This is a genomic window from Rhizobium laguerreae (genome assembly GCF_002008165.1).
Classification (GTDB): domain Bacteria; phylum Pseudomonadota; class Alphaproteobacteria; order Rhizobiales; family Rhizobiaceae; genus Rhizobium; species Rhizobium laguerreae.
Window position 1 is genome coordinate 399,953 of record NZ_MRDM01000030.1, and the last position, 20,177, is coordinate 420,129.

Annotated in this window: 16 protein-coding genes and 1 pseudogene; 9 read left to right on the plus strand and 8 right to left on the minus strand. The window is 60.7% G+C overall.

Going from position 1 to position 20,177, the window contains the following annotated elements:
* Nucleotides 1–59: 59 nt before the first annotated feature.
* The 3 genes from BS630_RS31835 to BS630_RS31845 are packed head-to-tail and all read left to right on the plus strand — an operon-like array spanning nucleotide 60 to nucleotide 5,642.
* On the plus strand, nucleotides 60–278 hold the full coding sequence (locus tag BS630_RS31835) for an MbtH family protein (protein WP_077980621.1): 219 nt from the start codon (nucleotides 60–62) through the stop codon (nucleotides 276–278).
* A gap of 19 nt (nucleotides 279–297) precedes the next feature.
* Nucleotides 298–4,287, plus strand: coding sequence for a non-ribosomal peptide synthetase (locus BS630_RS31840; RefSeq protein WP_077980755.1), 3,990 nt, complete (start codon nucleotides 298–300; stop codon nucleotides 4,285–4,287).
* Entirely contained in the window at nucleotides 4,284–5,642 is a 1,359-nt protein-coding gene (locus BS630_RS31845; protein ID WP_077980622.1) for a lysine N(6)-hydroxylase/L-ornithine N(5)-oxygenase family protein, read from the plus strand. Before BS630_RS31840 ends, BS630_RS31845 begins: the two co-directional genes overlap by 4 nt.
* Here the strand turns inward: BS630_RS31845 and BS630_RS31850 are convergent.
* Entirely contained in the window at nucleotides 5,615–6,334 is a 720-nt protein-coding gene (locus BS630_RS31850) for a 4'-phosphopantetheinyl transferase family protein (protein WP_077980623.1), read from the minus strand. The two genes, BS630_RS31845 and BS630_RS31850, sit on opposite strands and share 28 nt — an antisense overlap.
* 209 nt (nucleotides 6,335–6,543) lie before the next feature.
* Here BS630_RS31850 and BS630_RS31855 point away from each other — a divergent pair, with 209 nt between their 5' ends.
* From BS630_RS31855 to BS630_RS31865, 3 genes and pseudogenes are all read left to right on the plus strand, one after another.
* On the plus strand, nucleotides 6,544–8,421 hold the full coding sequence (locus BS630_RS31855) for a HAMP domain-containing methyl-accepting chemotaxis protein (RefSeq protein ID WP_077980624.1): 1,878 nt from the start codon (nucleotides 6,544–6,546) through the stop codon (nucleotides 8,419–8,421).
* A gap of 223 nt (nucleotides 8,422–8,644) precedes the next feature.
* Nucleotides 8,645–9,668 (plus strand): annotated as a pseudogene (locus BS630_RS31860) (methyltransferase).
* 232 nt (nucleotides 9,669–9,900) lie between these two features.
* Nucleotides 9,901–10,290, plus strand: a complete 390-nt coding sequence (locus BS630_RS31865) for a RidA family protein (protein WP_077980626.1) — start codon at nucleotides 9,901–9,903, stop codon at nucleotides 10,288–10,290.
* On the opposite strand, the gene BS630_RS31870 is transcribed toward BS630_RS31865, so the two are convergent.
* The 6 genes from BS630_RS31870 to BS630_RS31895 all read right to left on the minus strand — a co-directional run bounded on the left by BS630_RS31870 (nucleotide 10,287) and on the right by BS630_RS31895 (nucleotide 16,345).
* On the minus strand, nucleotides 10,287–10,868 hold the full coding sequence (locus BS630_RS31870; RefSeq protein ID WP_077980627.1) for an NAD(P)H-dependent oxidoreductase: 582 nt from the start codon (nucleotides 10,866–10,868) through the stop codon (nucleotides 10,287–10,289). The two genes, BS630_RS31865 and BS630_RS31870, sit on opposite strands and share 4 nt — an antisense overlap.
* Complete coding sequence (locus BS630_RS31875; protein ID WP_077980628.1) at nucleotides 10,865–12,274, minus strand: FAD-binding oxidoreductase; 1,410 nt, start codon at nucleotides 12,272–12,274, stop codon at nucleotides 10,865–10,867. The genes BS630_RS31870 and BS630_RS31875 overlap by 4 nt, the downstream gene beginning before the upstream one ends.
* A 1-nt stretch (nucleotide 12,275) precedes the next feature.
* Nucleotides 12,276–13,589 (minus strand): cytosine deaminase, encoded by a 1,314-nt coding sequence (locus BS630_RS31880; protein WP_077980629.1) that lies wholly within the window; start codon nucleotides 13,587–13,589, stop codon nucleotides 12,276–12,278.
* On the minus strand, nucleotides 13,589–14,431 hold the full coding sequence (locus BS630_RS31885) for an ABC transporter permease (RefSeq protein WP_077980630.1): 843 nt from the start codon (nucleotides 14,429–14,431) through the stop codon (nucleotides 13,589–13,591). The genes BS630_RS31880 and BS630_RS31885 overlap by 1 nt, the downstream gene beginning before the upstream one ends.
* Entirely contained in the window at nucleotides 14,431–15,255 is an 825-nt protein-coding gene (locus BS630_RS31890) for an ABC transporter ATP-binding protein (RefSeq protein ID WP_077980631.1), read from the minus strand. The genes BS630_RS31885 and BS630_RS31890 overlap by 1 nt, the downstream gene beginning before the upstream one ends.
* 73 nt (nucleotides 15,256–15,328) lie before the next feature.
* Nucleotides 15,329–16,345, minus strand: a complete 1,017-nt coding sequence (locus BS630_RS31895) for an ABC transporter substrate-binding protein (protein WP_077980632.1) — start codon at nucleotides 16,343–16,345, stop codon at nucleotides 15,329–15,331.
* 184 nt (nucleotides 16,346–16,529) lie between these two features.
* On the opposite strand from BS630_RS31895, the gene BS630_RS31900 reads away from it, so the two are divergent.
* Entirely contained in the window at nucleotides 16,530–17,519 is a 990-nt protein-coding gene (locus BS630_RS31900; RefSeq protein WP_077980633.1) for a LysR family transcriptional regulator, read from the plus strand.
* On the opposite strand, the gene BS630_RS31905 is transcribed toward BS630_RS31900, so the two are convergent.
* Nucleotides 17,482–18,348, minus strand: a complete 867-nt coding sequence (locus tag BS630_RS31905) for a creatininase family protein (RefSeq protein ID WP_183594505.1) — start codon at nucleotides 18,346–18,348, stop codon at nucleotides 17,482–17,484. The genes BS630_RS31900 and BS630_RS31905 overlap by 38 nt on opposite strands.
* 233 nt (nucleotides 18,349–18,581) lie before the next feature.
* Here BS630_RS31905 and paoA point away from each other — a divergent pair, with 233 nt between their 5' ends.
* Both paoA and BS630_RS31915 read left to right on the plus strand, forming a co-directional pair.
* Nucleotides 18,582–19,229, plus strand: coding sequence for an aldehyde dehydrogenase iron-sulfur subunit PaoA (gene paoA, locus BS630_RS31910; RefSeq protein ID WP_025396878.1), 648 nt, complete (start codon nucleotides 18,582–18,584; stop codon nucleotides 19,227–19,229).
* Nucleotides 19,226–20,176, plus strand: coding sequence for an FAD binding domain-containing protein (locus tag BS630_RS31915; protein ID WP_077980634.1), 951 nt, complete (start codon nucleotides 19,226–19,228; stop codon nucleotides 20,174–20,176). The genes paoA and BS630_RS31915 overlap by 4 nt, the downstream gene beginning before the upstream one ends.
* The last annotated feature ends 1 nt before the right edge of the window (nucleotide 20,177 follow it).

Here is a 20,177-nt window from a genome sequence, read left to right on the forward strand (position 1 = left end):
AACTGCAGCCCGCCTGATCCGTCACTTGCGCATGACCATCATCACCGCAGGAGCTGCGAATGGACAATCTTGAGCCCCATAACGATCTCTGGATCGCCGTCATCGACACCGAGCGTCGCTACTCGGTCTGGCCGCAGGACAAGCGGATTCCCATCGGCTGGGAGCCGGCGGGTTTTACCGGTTCGCGCCAGCAATGCCTGGCGCATATCCGTGACGTCTGGGCGGATCCGCGCCCCCTCTCCTTGCGCTCGGCAGTCGCCGGCGATGCGCGTCTCTGAAAACGGCTGGATGGCACGGATGAACAAACAGATCACAAACTTCGCAGATGCCTACCCGACCGATGTCGCAACGGACGCGGTCTTCGAGAGCTTCCCGCTGACAATCGCGCAGAAGCGTATCTGGTCGCTGGAGCAGATCGGCAATGACACGGTGTTTCCCGACCAGGTCATTTCGCTGCGATTGAGCCCGGCGGTCGACGTCAAGACCATTGCCGGCGCCTGCCGGACGCTCGTGGCGCAACATCCGTCGCTTGCCACACGGTTTCGCCGGCTGGCGGGCGGCCGCGTCGAGCAATACTGCGGCACATTGACCGCAGTACCGATCGAGATTGTCGGCGAAGGCGCTGCTCTTGCAGAGGCGGATGCGTTGGCCGCCAAGAAAGCCTTCCGCGACGGGCGCTTCGATCTCCTTGCTGGTTCGCCTGCGCGTATTCAGATTATCTTGCTTGCCGATGGGCAGTCGCTTCTGACGATCGTGCTTCATCCTGTGATCTCGGATGATCGCGAGAAGTCTATTCTCGTCGGCTCCCTGACGCGAATTCTCGACGGCGCACCCGCCGGCGACACACAGCCGGCTGAAATCTCGGCCGGAACGCGGGAGGCTGACTGGCTGCAGACGGAGCAGGCGCAGGAATCCCTCTCCTATTGGCGGAACACGATCGGTCTCGATTATTCGGCCTCGACATTTCCCACCCGCTTCAACAGCGGCGGGCTGGCAGGTGTGGCGCGCGCTCAGCACCGATTTTCGATCGAGCCCGATCTCTGGGAAAAGCTCAGTCGGCATGCACAGCATAAGGGATATCAGGTCGAGCGCGTGCTTCATGCCGCCTTTTGTGCGCTGCTGGCGCGTTACAGCGGCAATTATGCCTTGCTGACCGGGCTCCTGGTCGCGCGGCCGGAGAAGGAACACCTTGCGAACCGCGGCCGTGCCGAACAGGTCCTTCCCCTCATCCTGTCGCTGACATCAAGAAGCTCTCTCGACGATGTCATCGCAGCGATCTCGTCGGCAACGCAGGAGGGCCTTGCCCGGCTCGTTCCGCTGGAGCGCATCACCCAGGAACTGGTCGTCGACGAAGCCGCTGCCCAGGAAGCCGTGGTCAAGGCCCTGTTCGAATTCCGGGAGCCGTATTCGGTCCCCAGGCACGCAACCAATCTGGAGCCGCTGGGGGCGCGCGCCGACAGCGAGTTATCCCTGGTGATCGAGGCGTGCCTGGATGGCGCCGCATACGGGCTGATCGATTATGCAGGTGATCTCTATGACAGCGCCCTGATTGCCCGTGTCTCCCGGCATTTCACCCTTGTACTCGAACAGATCGTTGTGCGTGACAATGTGCGGATCAAGGATATCGAACTCGTGGGGAGTGATGAGCTCAACCAGCTGTCGGCCCCCTACGAAGACGAGGTCGTCAACGACGACAGGCCGGTCCACGAGCTGATATCGGTCCATTCGCGCCAGACGCCGGAGAAGACGGCGATCGTCTACGGTGACGAGGAATGGAGCCATGGCTGGCTGGAAGCCAGCACCAACCGCCTCGCACATCGGCTGCGGCATGTGGGTGTTCGCGCCGAGGTGACGGTCGCCATCTTCATCAAGCGATCGCCGGAGGCCATCGTCGCAATCCTCGCGACGCTGAAGGCGGGCGGCGCCTATATCCCGGTCGAGCCCGACCATCCACCGGTCCGCAACCATCACATTCTGCGCGACGGCGGCGTCAAGATCGTCCTGACCCATAGCTGGCTTCGCCATCGGCTGCCGGAAGAGCTCGACGCCATTATCCTCGAACTCGACAAGATCGACCTCGACGACGAGCCGGATACGCCGCTTGATATTCCCACTCACAAGGATCAGCTCGCCTATGTCATGTACACGTCAGGATCGACCGGATTGCCGAAGGGCGTGGCCGTCGAGCACGGCCCGCTGACGCACCATCTGCAGAACACCTCGCGTGTCTACGGCATGAGCTCGGCCTCCCGTGAGCTGCCGTTCCTGCCTTTCAGTTCGGATGGCGGCCATGAGCGATGGATGAACCCGCTGATGGAGGGCGGCAGTATCATTCTTCCCGATCAGCCGCTGTGGACCCCGGAAGAAACATTGACGGCCATGCGCAAGCACGGCGCCAACAATGCCAGCATTCCCACAACCTATCTGCAGCAGCTGGCGGAATGGGCGGATATTACCGACGGCGCGCCTCCGATGCGGCTTTATTCCTTCGGCGGCGAGGGGCTGGCGCAGCCGACCTTCGATCTTCTGTCGCGGGCGCTGAAATCGGAATGGCTGATCAACGGCTACGGGCCGACCGAAACCATCATGACGCCGATGGTCTGGAAGGTGAGGGCTGGCACGAAATTCCAGGGAGTCTATGCTCCGCTCGGCCGCGCTGTCGGGTTGAGGCGCGTCTATGTGCTCGACACCGACCTCAATCCGTGCCCGATCGGCGTGACCGGTGAGCTTTATATCGGCGGCGAAGGTATCGCACGCGGCTACCTCGGCAAGCCGGATACGACGGCGGATCGCTTCATCCCCGATCCGTTCTCGAGCGACGGCGGCCGGCTTTATCGCTCCGGCGATCTGACGCGTTGGCGTGATGACGGAACCGTCGAATTCGTCGGCCGTGTCGACCATCAGGTGAAGCTGCGCGGCTACCGGATCGAGCTTGGCGAGATCGAAGCGGCTCTCCTCCAGCAACCCGGCGTCGGCGAAGCCCTTGTCGTCCTGCGTGATGACGATGCCAGCGAGAAGGCGCTCGTCGCCTACGTCGTTGCCAAGAAAGCCGAGAGGTTGGACGTCGAGACGATCCGTGCCGGCCTCGAGCGCAGCCTGCCATCCTACATGGTGCCGGCTGCCGTGGTCGAACTGGAGAAAATGCCGACCAATCCGAACAGCAAGCTCGATCGATTTGCGCTGCCAGCGCCACAACCGGTCAAACGCACAATCGTCGAGCCGGCGACCGCGCTCGAAGAGGAGGTGCTGGATGTCTGGCGGCAGGTTCTCAAGCTGGAAGCAATCAGCGTCGAGGACAATTTCTTCGCGATCGGCGGCAATTCGCTCGGCGCGATCCGCATCCTTTCGCAGCTGCGGCAGCGCCGGCCGAAAACCCCGCTCACCTTCGCCGATATCTTCAACAATCCGACAGTGCGCTCATTTGCCGGCGTGATGGAGCAGGGTGACCAACGGGATTTGTCAGAGGTGATCGTGCTGCGTGCTTCCGGCGCCAAGCCGCGGCTCTATTGCTTCCCAGGCCTTCTCGTCAGCACCCGTGAATATGTCAAGCTCGTCGACTATCTCGGAGCCGACCAGCCGGCGACCGGCTTCATTTGCCACTCGCTTTCCGAGAAAAAGGCAATCGGCGCTCCGGTCGAAGAGATCATTGAGAGCTATGTCGACCATATCAGGACGCATAGCCAGGGAGCGCCCTGCTATTTCCTCGGCTGGTCCTGGGGCGGGCTTCTGGCCTATGAGGCTGCCCGCACCCTCGGCAACGAGGTCGACGTCAGGATGATGGCGATGGTCGACGTGTGCGATCTCGGATCGGAATTCGCGATCGGCGCAAAGCCGAAGTTCCGGCCGGGCGAGCGCGACGAGCTTCATCGAGACGTAGAGGCGTGGCTAGGAAAAACGGCGATGCGTCCCGAATGGGACCGGCTGCTGTCGACGATGGACGCGGATACTTACGATCAATTCCTGCGTTTCGTCGGCGACGAGAAGGACCCGCTTCCGAACGACGGGCCTGATATCAGCAGCCGGGAGCATACCTTCTGGGTGCTGATCGACAATGCCCTGATTTTCCGCAAGCATCGGCTCGTTCCTCACGATGTGCCGATCTATCCCTGGGCTGCCGACGACAGCCTCAACCGCGGCCTCAATCTGATCGACTGGCACCGCCTGTCGCCGCGGGCGCATGCGGCCGAAATCATCACCGGCACCAACCATCTGCATATGATCGGGTCTCCCGCCTTCCATTCAAGGCTTGCCCTGCGTCTCAAGGAAACAGAGAAGGATATCGCATGACCGTCGCTTTTGCCCGCAGGGATGCCGTGAGCGAGCCGCTCGATATTGCCGGCATCGGTATCGGGCCCTCCAATCTGAGCCTCGCCTGCCTGTTCGAGTCGGTGCCCGAGATCAGGAGCTGCTTCTTCGAGCGGCGGCCATGTTTCGATTGGCATCCCGGCATGATGATGCCCGGCGTCGAACTGCAGTCGTCCTTTTTGAAAGACCTCGTCACCCCGGTCCTGCCGACCAGCCGCTGGTCATTTGTCTCCTATCTGGTTGCCCATAAGAGGCTCTACGCCTTCCTGAACGCCAATTATGACGCCGTTCCCCGGCAGGAGTTCGCGCGCTATCTCGCCTGGGTCGCCAACGGGGTGGACGGCCTGCGCTTTGGAACGGAGATCCGCGACGTCGAGCACCGCGACGACCGGTTCTTCCTGCGGTTCGACAACGGTCAGGAGGAGGCGCGAAACCTGGTGATCGGCACGGGGTCGTCGCCCTTCGTGCCAGACTGGGCAAAACCGTTCCTGAGTGCCGATTGCTTTCATAACAGCGAGGCCAAGTCGCGTCTCAGCGATCTCGGCGCCGCCCGCATCGTCGTGGTCGGCGGCGGTCAAAGCGGCGGCGAAGTCGTCGAAGCCTTGCTTGCCGATCCCGGTTCCATGACGGAGCTGACATGGATCAGCCGGCGTCATAATTTCGAGCCGATCAACGATACACCGTTTTCAAACCAGGTCTTCTCACCGGAATACGTGCAGGCCTATCTGAAGCTTAGCGGCGAGCAGAAGCAGGCCGCGTTGAGGAACTCTATCCTGACCAGCGACGGCTTGTCGATTTCGACGATTCATTCGATCTATCGCCGCCTTTATGCGTTGCGTTATCTCGAACCGAGCACGCTCAATGCATCTCTGGCGCCAAATCGCGATGTGATCCAGATGGAGCGGAACGGCAATGCCTATCGGCTCATCGTCAGGAACCAATTCGACGGCGGAATCGAGGTGCTGCATGCGGATGCGGTGGTTCTGGCAACCGGATACCGGTTCCGATTGCCGGATGCTCTCGGCTCGCTGGGCGACAGGATAGCGCTCGACAGAAACGGTTATCCGCTTCTCAATGACGACTACACGATGCAGTGGACGGGTCCGAGGGCCAACCGGTTGTTTGCGCAGAATGCGGGGCGGTACTCGCACGGTATCGCCGACTCTCAGCTCAGCCTCATGGCTTGGCGCAGCGCAACCATCGTCAATACGCTTCTCGGCCGGCAGCATTTCGATGCGGAACCCGACAACGGGCAACTCGCCTGGGCGACGGAGATCGCTTCCGCAATGCCTCATCAGCTCCGGACTGGTTATTCCGACGGCATGCTGTCGTCCTGAAACAGGCGTGTCGAAATGCCGGGGAACCCGGATTGAGAGCAAACAGCCAGCGCAACGACGTGCTGGCTGCCACTTTCGACCAGACGGTGATGCCATTGCCGGTCACGATCGCCGCCATCGACCATCACTGGGATACCATCCTTCCAGGAAAAGGCGACGTTGCGGGGATCCTCGCGCAGCCCGACGCCGAGTGCCTTCAGATGACTCTCCTTGAGCGTCCAGAGTGCGGCCGCCGCGCGCCCGCGTTCGGACGCAGGCAATTCCGCGAGCCAGCGCCGTTCGTCTGCACTGCAATAGCTATCCACTGCCGCCGCTTCGATCTCGGTATCGGCGCGCTCGCAGTCTATTCCCAGGTGGTCACATGCTGAAGCGACAGCGGCCGCCACGAGCCCGTCGGTATTCGAGAGGCTGAATTGCGGCCTCTCACGCCCCTCAAGCCTCAGCTTGCCGCGGTTGTCCGGGGACAACAGGAGCTTGCTCGGCGATATCCCGGTATGCACGCTCAACAGCCGCCGCAGGAGATACCGGCCGGCAATGAAAGAGGCCCGATCCCGGTCAAACAGGTAGGTCGCGGCGCGCTCCCGTTCATCCGTTGAAAGCGACTGCATCCGGCGGTTTCGGTCGCCTTCGTTCTCAGAATACTGCCAAAGCGCGATTTCAATGCCGGCGGCTTGGTCTTCAGGTTGGTGCATTTTCGCTCGTCGTGGCTGCTATCTTCCTGAATTTTCAAGAACTCTGGGTCGTAACGCGTTTAATTGATCGCGGAAGTATCGGTCAACTCAGAAGATCTTCGAAAATGAAGCGGGAACATTGTTTAGTTAATACTAAATTATTGAATCTGGTGCGAGATCTTGCATCAGCCGGCACGCCGGTCGTCCCAGCTACCTTCGAGGAGACCCGCATGAAGCGCCCGAGTATCAAGCAAGCCCTGATCTTAAAGCTGTCGATCATCAGCCTGTTCCTGGTTGGCCTGTCCTATGTCTCGCTGAGCACGATTTCGACACTTCGCGGCAATACTGAGCAGATCGGGACCTTCTGGATGCAGCGGCTTGTGACGGCTCGCGAGATCAAGGATGACTTTCTTGACCTGAAATTGGTTTATGCCCATTACCTCCTGGAGGATACAGCGGAAGAGCGGAATCTCGGGCAGCAAAGAATCGATGCCGCCGCTGCCGCACTCGAGAAAGTTGTCACCGAATACGAAAAAGGCGTCCGCACCGAGCGGGGGCGCGAACTGATCAATCAGATCAAGCCGGAACTCACCAAATATCGCGCGCTGGCAGAGCAGATGATCGCGTTAGAAAATGACGGAAAGACGCCTGAAGCAATCCGTTTCTTCAAGGAAAATATGGAGCCACAAGCCGAGTTGGTGAACAAGGCGGTGGCAGATCTGGCCGCTTTTATTCTTAGCCAGGCCGAAGGCTTTGTGGCCGCGAGCGGTGCTTCCGCACAATCCGCTTTCATGCTGACGGCCACGATCGCAGCGCTGGCCGTGCTTCTTGCTGTGGCAGGCATCTTCTTTGCCATTTCGGGCATCGCCAGCCCAATCCGAAGCATCGCCTCCGCCATGAGGCGCTTGTCCGATGGTGATCTTGACAGCGATATTCCCTATGCCGGTCGCGCCGACGAAATCGGCGAGATGGCGGGTGCGGTTGAAATCTTCCGCCAGAATGCCCTGAACGTCGTCAGGCTCGAGAAGGAAGCCGCTGAATCACGTAGCGAGAGTGAGGCAGCGCGCGCCGCATCGCAGCAGCGCGCCGAACGCGAGGCGGAACAATTGCGCTTCGCAACCACGACCTTGGGCGAAGGGCTCCGGCGGCTTGCAGCAGGCGACATATCCTTCCAGCTTTCGGAGCAGTTTGCTGCCCAATACGAAACTTTGCGGGAAGACTTCAACGCTTCGCTCCGGCAATTGGGTGCGACGATCGGTGCCGTGCTCGAGACGGTACACAGCATCGATAATGGTACCGGCGAGATTGCATCTGCCGCGCAGGATCTTTCCAAGCGTACCGAACAACAAGCAGCCTCTCTTGAGGAGACGGCTGCAGCCTTGGACGAGATCACGTCGAATGTGACGATGTCGACCAAACGCACCGACGAGGCACGCAACGTGGCCAAAGAAGCCGATATCAGCGCTCAGCGGTCGGCAAATGTCGTCTCGCAGACGGAACAGGCCATGCGACGCATCGAAGACAGTTCACAGCAGATTTCGAACATCATCGGTGCAATTGACGAAATCGCCTTTCAGACGAACCTCCTGGCGCTGAATGCCGGCGTTGAGGCTGCCCGGGCGGGTGAGGCGGGCAAGGGTTTTGCCGTTGTCGCTCAGGAAGTCCGTGAACTCGCCCAGCGTGCCGCTCAAGCGGCCAAGGAAATCAAAGGCTTTATTCAAAAGTCATCAGCTGATGTGGAAAATGGCGTGAAACTGGTTCTTGAAACCGGAACCTCGCTCAAGTCGATCGGTGAGTACGTCGTCCAGATCAACCAACTGATGGATGCGATTGCCACATCGGCGCGTGAGCAGTCGACTGGACTTGCCGAGATCAATACGGCCGTCAATCAGATGGACCAGGCGACCCAGCAAAATGCGGCGATGGTCGAGCAGTCGACGGCCGCCGTTGCCTCATTGTCCTCCGAGGCGGGCCGCCTGCGGGATCTGGTCAATCAGTTTCAATTGGACGACGACAAAAGCACGGCGGACGTGCAGCGCAGCCGGCGGCCCTTCGAAGGCAACAGGCCAATCCAGTTGGTCGCTCAGCGGCGCGTGATCCAAAGATGACGCGCGGCTGACGTCAGATCAGATACACGAATTTTGTCCTGGTAGTCTCGAGCTTCTGCAACGCGTACCATAGTGTCGGCGGGGGGCCGGCAGGACAGCTCGGCCATTTGAGGCGGGCACCCGATAGGGTTAGCGCGGTAAGTATTGTAGAATATGCGGATATGCGCATAATTTCCGCGGCTGCCGCTGCTAGGCAAGATTGATCGAGGGCTCTGGAGATCCCATGGAAACAATCGTCGAGGACGCCCGTGTTTGACGTAGTGTCGCCCGAACTCGTAGTCGATGCACTGTTTGCGTGTCGAAAGACGGCGGCGATAAAGGCGGCCATCGAGCTTGATCTCTTTACTCATATAAACGAGGGCGAGACGGCAGCATCGCTGGCGTCGGCAACAAGCGCCTCGGAGCGTGGGGTGCGCATCCTGTGCGACTACCTTGTGGTACATGGTTTTCTGACAAAGGAGAGCGGACAGTACCGAATGACGCCCTCGACCAGAATGTTCCTCGATCGCAATTCGCCGGCCTATATGGGCGCGGCCGTCGAGTTCACGGCCGCACCCGAAATACTGGATAATTTTCTGCGCGATCCGGCCGCCGTCGTGCGAAACGGCGGTTCGGCCGGGCTTGCGAACGTGTCGGCAGACAACCCCGTCTGGTTGAAGTTTGCGCGCGGCATGGGCTCCTTTACCGGGCTCAGCGCCAAAATGCTGGCTGGCGAAATCTCCGGCTGGCCGAGGCCTCCAAAAAAGGTGTTGGACATCGCTGCAGGTCCAGGCGTTTTCGGGATCGAAATTGCGAAGGCCTTTCCAACGGCGGAGATCGTCGCGGTCGACTGGGCCGCCGTATTAGCACTGTCGAGGCAGAATGCGGAAAAAGCCGGCGTGGCTGACCGGTACCAGACGATAGCCGGCAGTGCTTTCGATGTTGAGTGGGGCACGGGTTATGACCTTGTCCTGCTTCCGAATTTTCTGCACCACTTCGATTTGCCGAAATGTGCCCAACTGTTACGAAAGATCATCGCCAGCCTTGCAGAGCATGGTCGGATCGTCGCGGTCGATTTCGTGCCGAACGAAGATGGCGTGTCGCCGCCTTTTCCCGCAGCGTTCTCCTGGGAGATGCTCGCCAGCACGCCGGCTGGCCAGGCTTATACGCAAAGTGAGTTGACTGAGATGGCAAGACTTGCCGGCCTTGCCGGCGTCACGATCAAATCGATGCCGCCAACTCCGGCAAGCGTTATTCTCTTTGAATAGCCGGTCGACCGTCGTTTGCGTCGCCTAGCTGACACCTGCCGAGTCGCTGCGCTGAAGCATGTAGCCGCTACAAAAAGCGCTTATCGTTCGCCGCATTTGCTCGTGCCCGGCGGTTCCGTTCAAGGCGGTCGTCCTGCTTTTTGTCGCAAAACATTATGGACGCAGGCGATATTCTCATATCCCGCCGCATCCTGTAGGCTTGATATCTGCAGCCCTCAGGAATTTCAGATCGATGAAAAAGACTTTCAATCCGGCCTTGGTGCGCCGGCCTTTTGGAAATTATAATCACGGCCTGCTGGTGCCGCCCGGCGCATCACTTCTCGTCACGTCGGGCCAGCTTGGTATCGGTCTTGACGATGCTGTTCCGAGCGACATCACTGCTCAGGCGGAACTCTGCTTCGAGGCGATCAAGGCGATCCTCGAAGAGGCGGAGATGAGTTTTGCCGACGTCATCCGTATTTCGGGCTTCGTCACCCGCCGCGAGGATTTCCCGGCCTATATGGCGGTGCGGGATCGCTATACGCTCGATCCGAAGCCTGTTTCCACCTTGCTCGTCATCGGCGGCTTTACGCGCCCTGAGTTCCTGGTCGAAGTGGAAGTGACGGCCGCGAAAATCTTCTAGAAGCGCTCCATCGCGTCTCCGACGCGGGCGAGGAACTTTGCCCGCGTCTCCGGCGTGCAATTGTTCATGTCGTAATGGGCGAGGAACGTCACCGGCCTCACCGGATTGATCTGCGCCCTCAGCACGCGCTTGATGATTTTCTTCGGCGGGTTGCCGGCGGCGAAGGCCCGGAAGGGCGTTGCGCCATAAGTCAGGACGGCTGCGAGCTTGCGGATGTGGCGCAGCCGCGATTCCACCTTGCCGTTGACCAGCTCGAAGGAAACGCCTGGCAGCCAGACGCGGTCGAAATAGCCTTTCAGGATTGCCGGAAAGCCGAAGTTCCAGATCGGGGTGCAGATCACCAGCCCCTCGGCCGCTTTCAGCCGGTCGACATGCGATCCCACCAGCTTAAGATTTTCCGGATAATCGTGATAGACGAGCCGGTCGCGGCGCGAGAGCACGGGATCGAACTGCTCTTCATAGAGGTCGCAGGCATCCACTCTATGCCCCGCCTTCTGCAGGCTCTCGACGGTCTGCCGGTAAAGCGCCTTGCCGTAACTTTCCTCGACCGGGTGAGAGTGGAGGACGAGAACCCTCATGAGGCCTCCATCAGGGCCGCCAGGCCAGGGAAGAGATAGTTCTTGCCGGCGTTGAAGTCGAAATCGGGATTTTCCCACGCGATCATCTTGCCGGGATTGAGCAGGCCCTTCGGATCGGTTTCCTGCTTGAAGGCGAGCTGAACCGCGTCGGTGCGCTTCATGCCGCCTTCTTCGAGCGTATATCGGTGCGGGTTGAAGATCGGGCATCCATTGTCCTGGTGGATCTTGATGATCTCCTCCAGCCTCTCCTCGGTGGTATAGCGCACCAGCGGCAGGCCGGAGCACTGGATCTGGCCGTCGAATTTGATGAATTCGAGATGACACGGCACTTCGTCACCAAAGATTTCGACCATCTTCCGAACCTTGGCGACATGATCCGGTCCGGGATATTGAACCTGCAGATAGGTGAAGCTCGGGTCGACCTTCAGCGCGCGCAATGTCGTGTGGTTCCAGGCAAGCTCATAGGCGTGCGGGATGCCGCGCATGCTTTCCACCTTGTCGGAGCGGAACATGATCTCGCCCTTCTGCGCCGCCGTAAAAGCCAGAAAGGCATCCAGGGAGTGCGGCGCGATCATCAGCACGACGATCGACTGGCCCTGACGGATGTAGGGCTTGTGGCGGGTGAAATAGTCGTAAGGAATGGGAGCGGCGATCGGCGCGATCTCCTTGACGAGGATGCCGTTGCATTTCGCCAGCGCGTCGGAAAAGCGCACGGCATCCATGAAATCATCGTAGCCAACCAGGACATCGACCCAGTCATAGGCAGGTGCAAGCGGCATCTCGATCTCGGTGATGATGCCGTTGGTTCCGTAAGCGTGGCTCACCTTCTGGAGATCCCAGCCGGTGAGGTCGAGCACGCGCGGTTCGGCCTCCATGGTGACGACGCGCAGGCGCAGGATGTTTCCGAGGTCGCGCAAGCCGCCCCAGGTGATCGAGCCGACGCCGCCCGAGCCGCCGGCGATGAAGCCGCCGACCGTCGCCGTCTGGGCGGTGGAGGGGTGGAAGCGCAGCTCCTGGCCGGAATGGGCCTTGGTCTGCTTGTCGAGATGGGCAAGCACGATGCCGGGTTCGCAGATGACGCGGCCGGGATGGATCTCCTTGATCTTGTCCATCGCCGCAAGGTTCAGCACGATGCCGCCGGAAAGTGGCATGGCCTGGCCGTAATTGCCGGTGCCGGCGCCGCGCGGCGTGACCGGCACGCCATGGGCATAGGCGACCTTCAGCGTCCTTATGACCTCTTCCTCGGTCTTCGGCGTAACGACGAGATCGGCGGAAACATTGTCGAGCTGCGCCTTCAGGATCGGCGAGTACCAATAGAAATCCCGGCTCTTCTGGCGAACGAGCGCCGGATTGTCCTCGACGGCGATGCCCTCGATTTCCTTTTTGATCTTCTGATAATCGGCCATGTCAGCCTCCAACGACGTTATCGAGTTCACGGTAATCCGGCAGGCTGCGGTCGATCACCTTGCCGCGGCGAAGCACGACGCGGTCAGACTGCGGACGGGAAAGGAATTCACTCCAGCGCCGCGCGCTGAAGAGCACGAGATCGGCCGGATCGCCGGCGGCGATACGGCCCTTGTCCGGCCGTCCGACGATGGCGGCGGGCGAGGTGGTGACGACACGGGCGGCGGTATCGAGCGGGTGGTCGAGATGCAGGATCCGCACGGCCTCGCGGAAGACCTCCACCGGATCGAGATCGCCATAGGCATAAAAGGGGTCGCGGGTATTGTCGGAGGCGACCGCGGTCGCGACACCGGCGGCGGCCAATTCCTTGAACAGCGTGACGCCGCGCCAGCGCGGGGTGCGGCCGGGATAGCGATCCTGCAGATACATGTTGCACATCGGTAGTGAGATGACCGCGATACGTGCCTTGGCGACCAACTCGACGGTGCGCGCGGCGGTGTCCTCGTCCTGGCGGGCGAGCGAGCAGCAATGGCCGGCGGTCACCTTGCCGTCGAACCCGTTGCGCAACACGGCCTCGGCGATCGCCTTCAGCGTCTCGGCGCCGCGATCATCCGTCTCGTCGACATGCAGATCGATATCCAGGCCATGCTCTGCGGCAGTCCTGAAGAGTGTGTCAAGCTGCCAGACAAGCTCCGGCCCCATCCTGGTGACACCGCCAAGCAGGCCGCCGGTCTGTCGGATTGTTGTGACGAGATCGGCAAAGAAGATGCCGTCTGCCATGGCATCCAGCGGGAAGAGGGCGACCGCCTGCAGTGCAATCCTGTCCTTCCAGGCATCCCGGATTTCGGCAAAGACCTCGAAGGAGATGCGATGCTGGGGCGCAAGCGAATCCAGGTGCGTGCGGATCAGGCTGGTGCCATGGGCATAGGCGGAGCGCAGCGAGAATTCCATGCGCCGTTTGACGTCTGCCGCCGACCAGTTGGCTTCCCGGTCGGCCCTGACCGCATCGAGCGCCCCCATGAAGCTGCCGTCGGGATTGGCCTGGCGCGGCCAGATATGGCCCTTGTCGAGATGGGTATGGATATCGGCGAAGCACGGCCAGACCATGCCGTCCTTAAGATCGGTCCTGGCATAATCGGCGGGTGCGGCGCCGGCCGGCCGGATGGCGGCAATCATGCCGTCACTGATGACGATATCGACCGTTGCCAGCCCTTCCGTGACCGGCACGTCGACATGCTCGAGGCTGACGGCAGGCACTGTCGCATTGCTCAGCACGAAGCGGGCCGCGTTCGGCGGGGATATGAAGGAATAGGTCATCAGTTTTCCCGTTTAATGCTGCTTTCATGCCAGCGATGAAGGCTCAGCCAGGCGATCAGTGTGGTGAGGCCGAAGATCGCTACGCCAAGCATGGAGAGCATCAAAAGGGCTGCGAAGAGCCGCGGGATGTTCATCCGGTACTGCGCTTCGAGCAGGCGGAAGGCGAGGCCGGAACCGGCACCGGCCGAGCCTGCGGCAAATTCGGCGACGACGGCGGCGATCAGCGCAAGGCCACCGCCGATCCTGAGGCCGGTCATGAAATAGGGTTGGGCGGCAGGCAGTTTGAGAAAGAGCAGCGTCTGCCAGCGCGAAGCGCCGTAGAGCTCAAAGAGGTTGATCAGATTGTGGTCGACGCTCTTCAGTCCCTGGACCATATTCGAAAGGATCGGGAAAAAGGCGACGAGGAAGGCGCAGATGAGCAGCGCGACCTGCGTCGACGGCGCATAGATCAGGATCAGCGGCGAGATGGCGACGATCGGCGTTACCTGCAGGATGACGGCAAGGGGATAGAAGGCAAGCTCGACCCAGCGCGACTGCACGAGAAAGATCGCAAAACCGACGCCGCCGACAAGCGCCAGCATCAGCGACATGAAGGTGATCTTGGTGGTGACCCAGAGGGCAGGGGCAAGCGTACCCCAATCCGTCACGAAGGCGTTTGCCACAGCGGCCGGTCCTGGCAGGATATAGGGCGGCACGCCGGACATTTTCACATAGGCGTACCAGACGAGGATCATCAGGGCGATGACGAGGAAGGGGATGGCAATGCGCAGCGCAAGATCGCGGCGCCTTGCGCTTGCGGTACCCTTAACGAGCAGCGGCGATGTGTCTGTTTCGTCACTCATCAATGATCCCCTGCCGAATTGATCGCCCCGATCAACGAATGCGACACCGTTTCGCAGGCCTTGCGGTATTCTTCCGAGGTGCGGTAGTGCGCGTCGCGTTCGAGGCTTGTGATCAGCGGGACGTCGGCATGCACGCGCCCGGGCCTTGCCTTCATCACGACGATACGGTTCGAGAGATAGGCGGACTCAAAGACCGAGTGCGTCACGAAAATCACCGTAATGCCGGTCGCCTTCCACAGCCGCAGCACGTCGTCGTTGAGCTTCTGACGGGTGATCTCATCAAGCGCGGCGAAAGGCTCGTCCATCAGCAGCAGCTTCGGCTTCGTCACCAGCGCACGGGCGATCGAGACGCGCATCTTCATGCCGCCGGAAAGTTCGCGCGGATAGGCCTTGGCAAAATCCTGAAGGCCGACGGTGGTTAGAACTTCGATGATCTGATCATGCGCGGCGGCCTTCGGAACGCGCCTCAACCTCAGCGGCAAATGGACGTTGTCGAACACGTTCTTCCAGGGCATCAACGTCGGCTCCTGGAAGACAAAGCCGATATCGCCCTCCGGCAGACCTCTGGAATTGATGCGCGAACTCGGCCAGTCGATCGTTCCCGAGGTGACATCGCCGAGACCGGCGATGATGCGCAGCGCCGTCGACTTGCCGCAGCCGGAAGGGCCGAGCAGGCTGACGAACTCGCCGCTTTCGACCGTGAGCGACATATTCGAAAGGGCGACAGTGCCGCTGGAAAAGACCTTCGAGACCGACTGCATGACAACAAGCGGCCGCTTGCGCGTCTCTTTCGGGGATACCGCCTGGGCGTCTGCTGGGAGCATTGCTGTCTCGTTCATGCGGGAGGATACGGCCCGCCACATCGTCGATGGCGGACCAGGAGAGCCGTCGGTCGGCCTACTTCTTCAGTGCCATTCCGGCGCCCTTGCAGACGAACTTCGTCGTGAAGGCCTTGGTGTAATCGGTATCGGCCTTGAACACCTTGATGGCGGTCATCTCGTCGAAGAACTTCTTGTAATGGGCGTCGGTGATGCAGCCGATGCCCTTGTCGAGGCTGTCGCCGGATTCGATAATGCCGTATTCCTTCATCTTGGCGATCGAATAGGCGATCTGGCCGTCCGTCATTTCAGGATTGTCCTTCCTGATCAGTTCGTTCGCCTTGGTGTTGTCGCCGTAGAGATAGTTGTACCAACCTTCGATCGAAGCATCGACGAAGCGCTGCACGACGTCGGACTTGCCGTCGATCATCGCCTGCGTCGTCGTGATCATCGTCGAATAGGGCGAGTAGCCGTTGTCGGCGAGCAGGAAGACCTTCGGCTCGAAGCCTGCCTGCTTCTGGATCTCGTAGGGTTCGGAGGTCAGGTACCCCTGCTGGGCAGAATCCTTGTCTGCGAGGAAGGGGGCGGGACTGAAGTTATAGGGCTTGTACTGCTCGTCCTTGAAGCCCTTGAAGTTGGCCTTCATCCATTCGAAATAGGTGAGGTAGCCGTCTTTGCTGAGGAACAGCGTTTTCAGCTTGGCGAGATCCTCGAACTTGCCGACGCCGTTGTCCGGATGGGCGATCAGCACCTGCGGATCCTTTTGGAAGATCGCGGCGACATCGACCAGCGGAATGCCCTGCTCGACGGCGGATATCTCCCCCTGAGGACCACCCATGTAAAAATCGAGCTTGCCGGAGATCAGCAGCGCGCTGCCTGCAGCATTCGGGCCACCCTGGACGATGGTGACGTCGAGGCCGTATTTCGCATAGGTGCCGTCGGCGACGGCTTGGTAGAAGCCGCCATGTTCGGCTTGGGCAAGCCAGTTCGTCCCATAGCTCACCTTGTCGAGGGCAAGCGCCGGCGAGGCGGCGGCAAGCATCGAGGCGAGGCCGAGGCAGCTCAGGAATCGCGTCTTCGTCTGTGCTTTCAACATGGTCGGCAGTTCCCCTTTTGTAACCGAGGGAAGCCTTATCCGGCTCCCTTTTGAGAGAATTTGAGCCATTGCCATGCGCTTTGAAAAGCATCAAAATTCGTGCACATTGATGCCTTTTCGGCATCTGTCGGAAAGCTGAAAATAATTTGTGCGGCCTGCGCAAAATATATGCATCGGAGAGACTATGCTGCACTCCAGACGCCTTCTCTACATCAACGAGATCGCCCGTTGCGGTTCGATCCGCAAGGCGGCTGCGCGCCTCAACGTGGCGTCATCGGCGGTCAACAGGCAGATTTTGGCGCTGGAGGAGGAGATCGGGGCGCCGCTTTTCGAGCGGCTGCCGCGTGGCCTGCGGCTGACGGCTGCCGGCGAGCTCTGCATCGAGCATATTCGGGACGTGCTGAAGAATTACGAGCGCCTGGAGGGGCGCATCCGCAGCCTCAAGATGCAGCAGGCGGGCAAGGTGCGTATGGTGACGACCGTTGGGCTTGCAGCCGGGCCACTGCCTGAAATCATCGCGCGCTTTCTGTCAGAGCATCCACGCGTCTTCGTCCAGCTGCGCAACGACACCGGTGGTACGACGGCCAGCCCCGTTGTTTCAGGCGAGGTGGATATCGGTCTCGGCTTCAACATCCCCGCCATGCCCGGCATCCGCACGCTCGGAAATTTCGATATCCCGATCGGCGTCGTGCTGCCGCCGGGGCATCACCTGATCGGTCCCGGGCCGATCAACCTCGCCGATGTCACCCAGGAAAAACTGGTTCTGGCGCAGCCGGGCACCAGCCTGCGCGAGGTGATCAACCTTGCTTTTGCGCGCCTGCCCATCTCGGTCGAGCCGGTACTGGAAACCAATGCATCGGAGATGCTGAAACAGCTGGTTAAATGCGGCACCGGGCTGACGCTGCTCAATCCGCTCGACGTCATCACCGAATGCCGGCGCGGCGAACTCGTCTTCCGGCCGATCGCCGAGCCGCATGCGCGTTACCAGCAGATGAAACTGTTTGCCCGTGCCCGTGCGCCCCTCGACGCGGCCACCAGCCTTTTCGTCGAATATCTGCTCGCCGAACTGCTCGGCCTGGTGCAGGAATTGCAGGCCAAGGGTCATATCCCACCAGATCTGAAACCCGCGGCTGATCCTATTTCACATAGAGATTCGAAAGCGGATAGGCCTTGAGGTCCCGGAGCAGCTCGACGAACCCGTTGACTTGATGGCGGCAGATCGCCTCACCCTTTTCGGCAGTGGCAATCGAGGCATCGCCGACCACACCGAAGGGATTGAGGTCATGCGCGATCCAGGCCAGCGAATGCGGCGGCAGAGGCTGAAGAAATTTGGATTGCTCCCGCATCCCTTCGGCTTTCGAGGTAAAGTTCTGCGCCTTGTCCATCCGCACCAGCTCGGGGCGGAAGTGCAGCATCAACGACGTCTCGACATCGCCGCCGTGGATGCCGTATTTGCTCTCGTGATCGCTGACCATGCCTTCCGGATGGCCGAAGCGGCCCCATTGCGTGGAGACCACCGCCATTTGATAGCGCACGCGCAGTTCGCGCGCGACGATGCTCATGATGTCGACATTGCCGCCGTGGGAATTGACGATCACCATCTTCCGCACCCCGGCTTCGGCAACCTTTGCACCGATCGCCGTCCAGACGGGGATGAGCAGTTCTGCACTGAGCGACAGCGTGCCGGGGCCGTAGATATGTTCGTTGGCCTTGCCGATCTCCTGTGTCGGAAGGACCAGCATGTCCAGATCCTCCGGCCGCTGCCTCTTCAGCTCCGCCAGCATGCCGGTCGCGATGGCGACATCCGTTGCGATCGGCAGATGCGGGCCGTGCTGTTCCGTCGAGGCGATGGGCAGAACGGCAATCGTGGTCTCGGGGGAGAGGCCGGCAAAATCATATGTATTGAGCTCGTTCCAGTAAAACGGCGTGGGCATGCGGTCTTCCCCTTTCGTCACCTGCTTCGATAGGGAGTAGGAAATAATGATGAGCCGGAAAAGCATCATTTTTTGCGCATGGCGCTGCTTTTTTTCGCGCGCATCGGCGGGCGTTGCTCCGCTGGCGCTTCCGCGTCCAAGGCAACTTCATTGAGTTGTGGCTCGCGGCATCTTATGACCGCGGCTCGGGGAATTCATGAGCCAGATCGATAACCGTATGCAGAATAAAGGACCTAATCAGAAGGCAGAGTTGCACTAAGTCTGCAGACGGCGTTGACGCGCGCCTATGTCCAACGAGCAAGGTGGAACAGTTCATGCCAAGCCAGACACAACTGGAAATTTCCCGGCGAGACCTACTTATCTCGTCGGCCGCAACGATTGCGGTCACCGGAGCCGTCGCGCCCGCGGCGGCACAGTCCCCAGGAAATGACATGGCCTATACATCGAAAGTTTCCTTCTCAGTTAACGGTGAGAACCGCGATCTCGAGGTCGACAACAGAACGTCGCTGCTCGACGCGCTGCGCGAGCACCTGCATCTCACCGGCACGAAAAAGGGATGCGATCACGGCCAATGCGGCGCATGCACCGTCATGGTCGACGGCCACCGCATCAATTCCTGCCTGACGCTGGCGGTCATGCACGAAGGCGATCAAATCACCACGATCGAGGGCCTCGGCCAGCCTGAAAACCTTCATCCGATGCAGGCGGCCTTCGTGAAGCATGATGGCTTCCAGTGCGGCTACTGCACGCCGGGACAGATCTGTTCCTCCGTGGCGGTGCTCGAGGAGATCAAGGCGAATATACCGAGCCACGTCACCGGCGATCTTACGGCTCAGGCGGCCGTCACTCCGGCCGAGATCCGCGAACGCATGAGCGGCAACATCTGTCGATGCGGCGCCTATTCCAACATTGTCGATGCCATTGCTGAAGTCGCGGGGATCAAAGCATGAGAGCCTTCACCTATGAACGCGCCTCCTCCGTCGAGGCCGCGGCCAAAGCAGCCGCTTCCAATCCCGAAACAAAATTCATCGCCGGCGGCACCAACCTCCTCGATCTGATGAAGCTCGAGATCGAAACGCCAACGCATCTGATCGACGTCAATGGTGTCGGCCTCGACAAGATCGAACCCACGCCAGAGGGCGGGCTGCGCATCGGCGCTTTGGTCCGCAACACCGATCTTGCCGCCCATGAAACCGTTCGCCGTGACTACGGCCTGATCTCCAGGGCGCTTGTCGCGGGTGCCTCCGGGCAATTGCGCAACAAGGCAACGACTGCCGGCAACCTCCTGCAGCGCACGCGCTGTCCCTATTTCTATGACCCGAACCAGCCGTGCAACAAGCGGCAGCCGGGCAGCGGCTGTTCCGCCATCGGCGGCTTCAGCCGCCAGCATGCCGTCGTCGGCACAAGCGAAGCTTGCATCGCCACGCATCCGAGTGACATGGCCATCGCCATGCGGGCGCTTGATGCCGTTGTGGAAACGGTCAAGGCCGACGGCAGTCGCCGCTCGATCGCGATCGCCGACTTTCATCGGTTGCCCGGCGACACGCCCCACATCGAGACCGTTCTCGAGCGCGGCGAGTTCATCACGGCGGTCCTGCTGCCGCCCCCGATCGGCGGCAAGCAAATCTATCGCAAGGTGCGAGACCGCGCCTCCTATGCCTTCGCACTCGTCTCGGTCGGAGCGGTCATCCAGCCGGACGGGACAGGACGTATCGCCGTCGGCGGCATCGCCCACAAGCCGTGGCGCATCGAGGCAGCCGAAACCGAGCTGCCTAAAGGCGCGCGAGCGGCTGCAGGCGTGCTTCTTGCCGATGCCCATCCGACCGAACAGAACCGTTTCAAGGTCGACCTGGTCGAGCGTACGCTCGGCGCGGTCATTGCCGAAGCAAGGGGTTGAG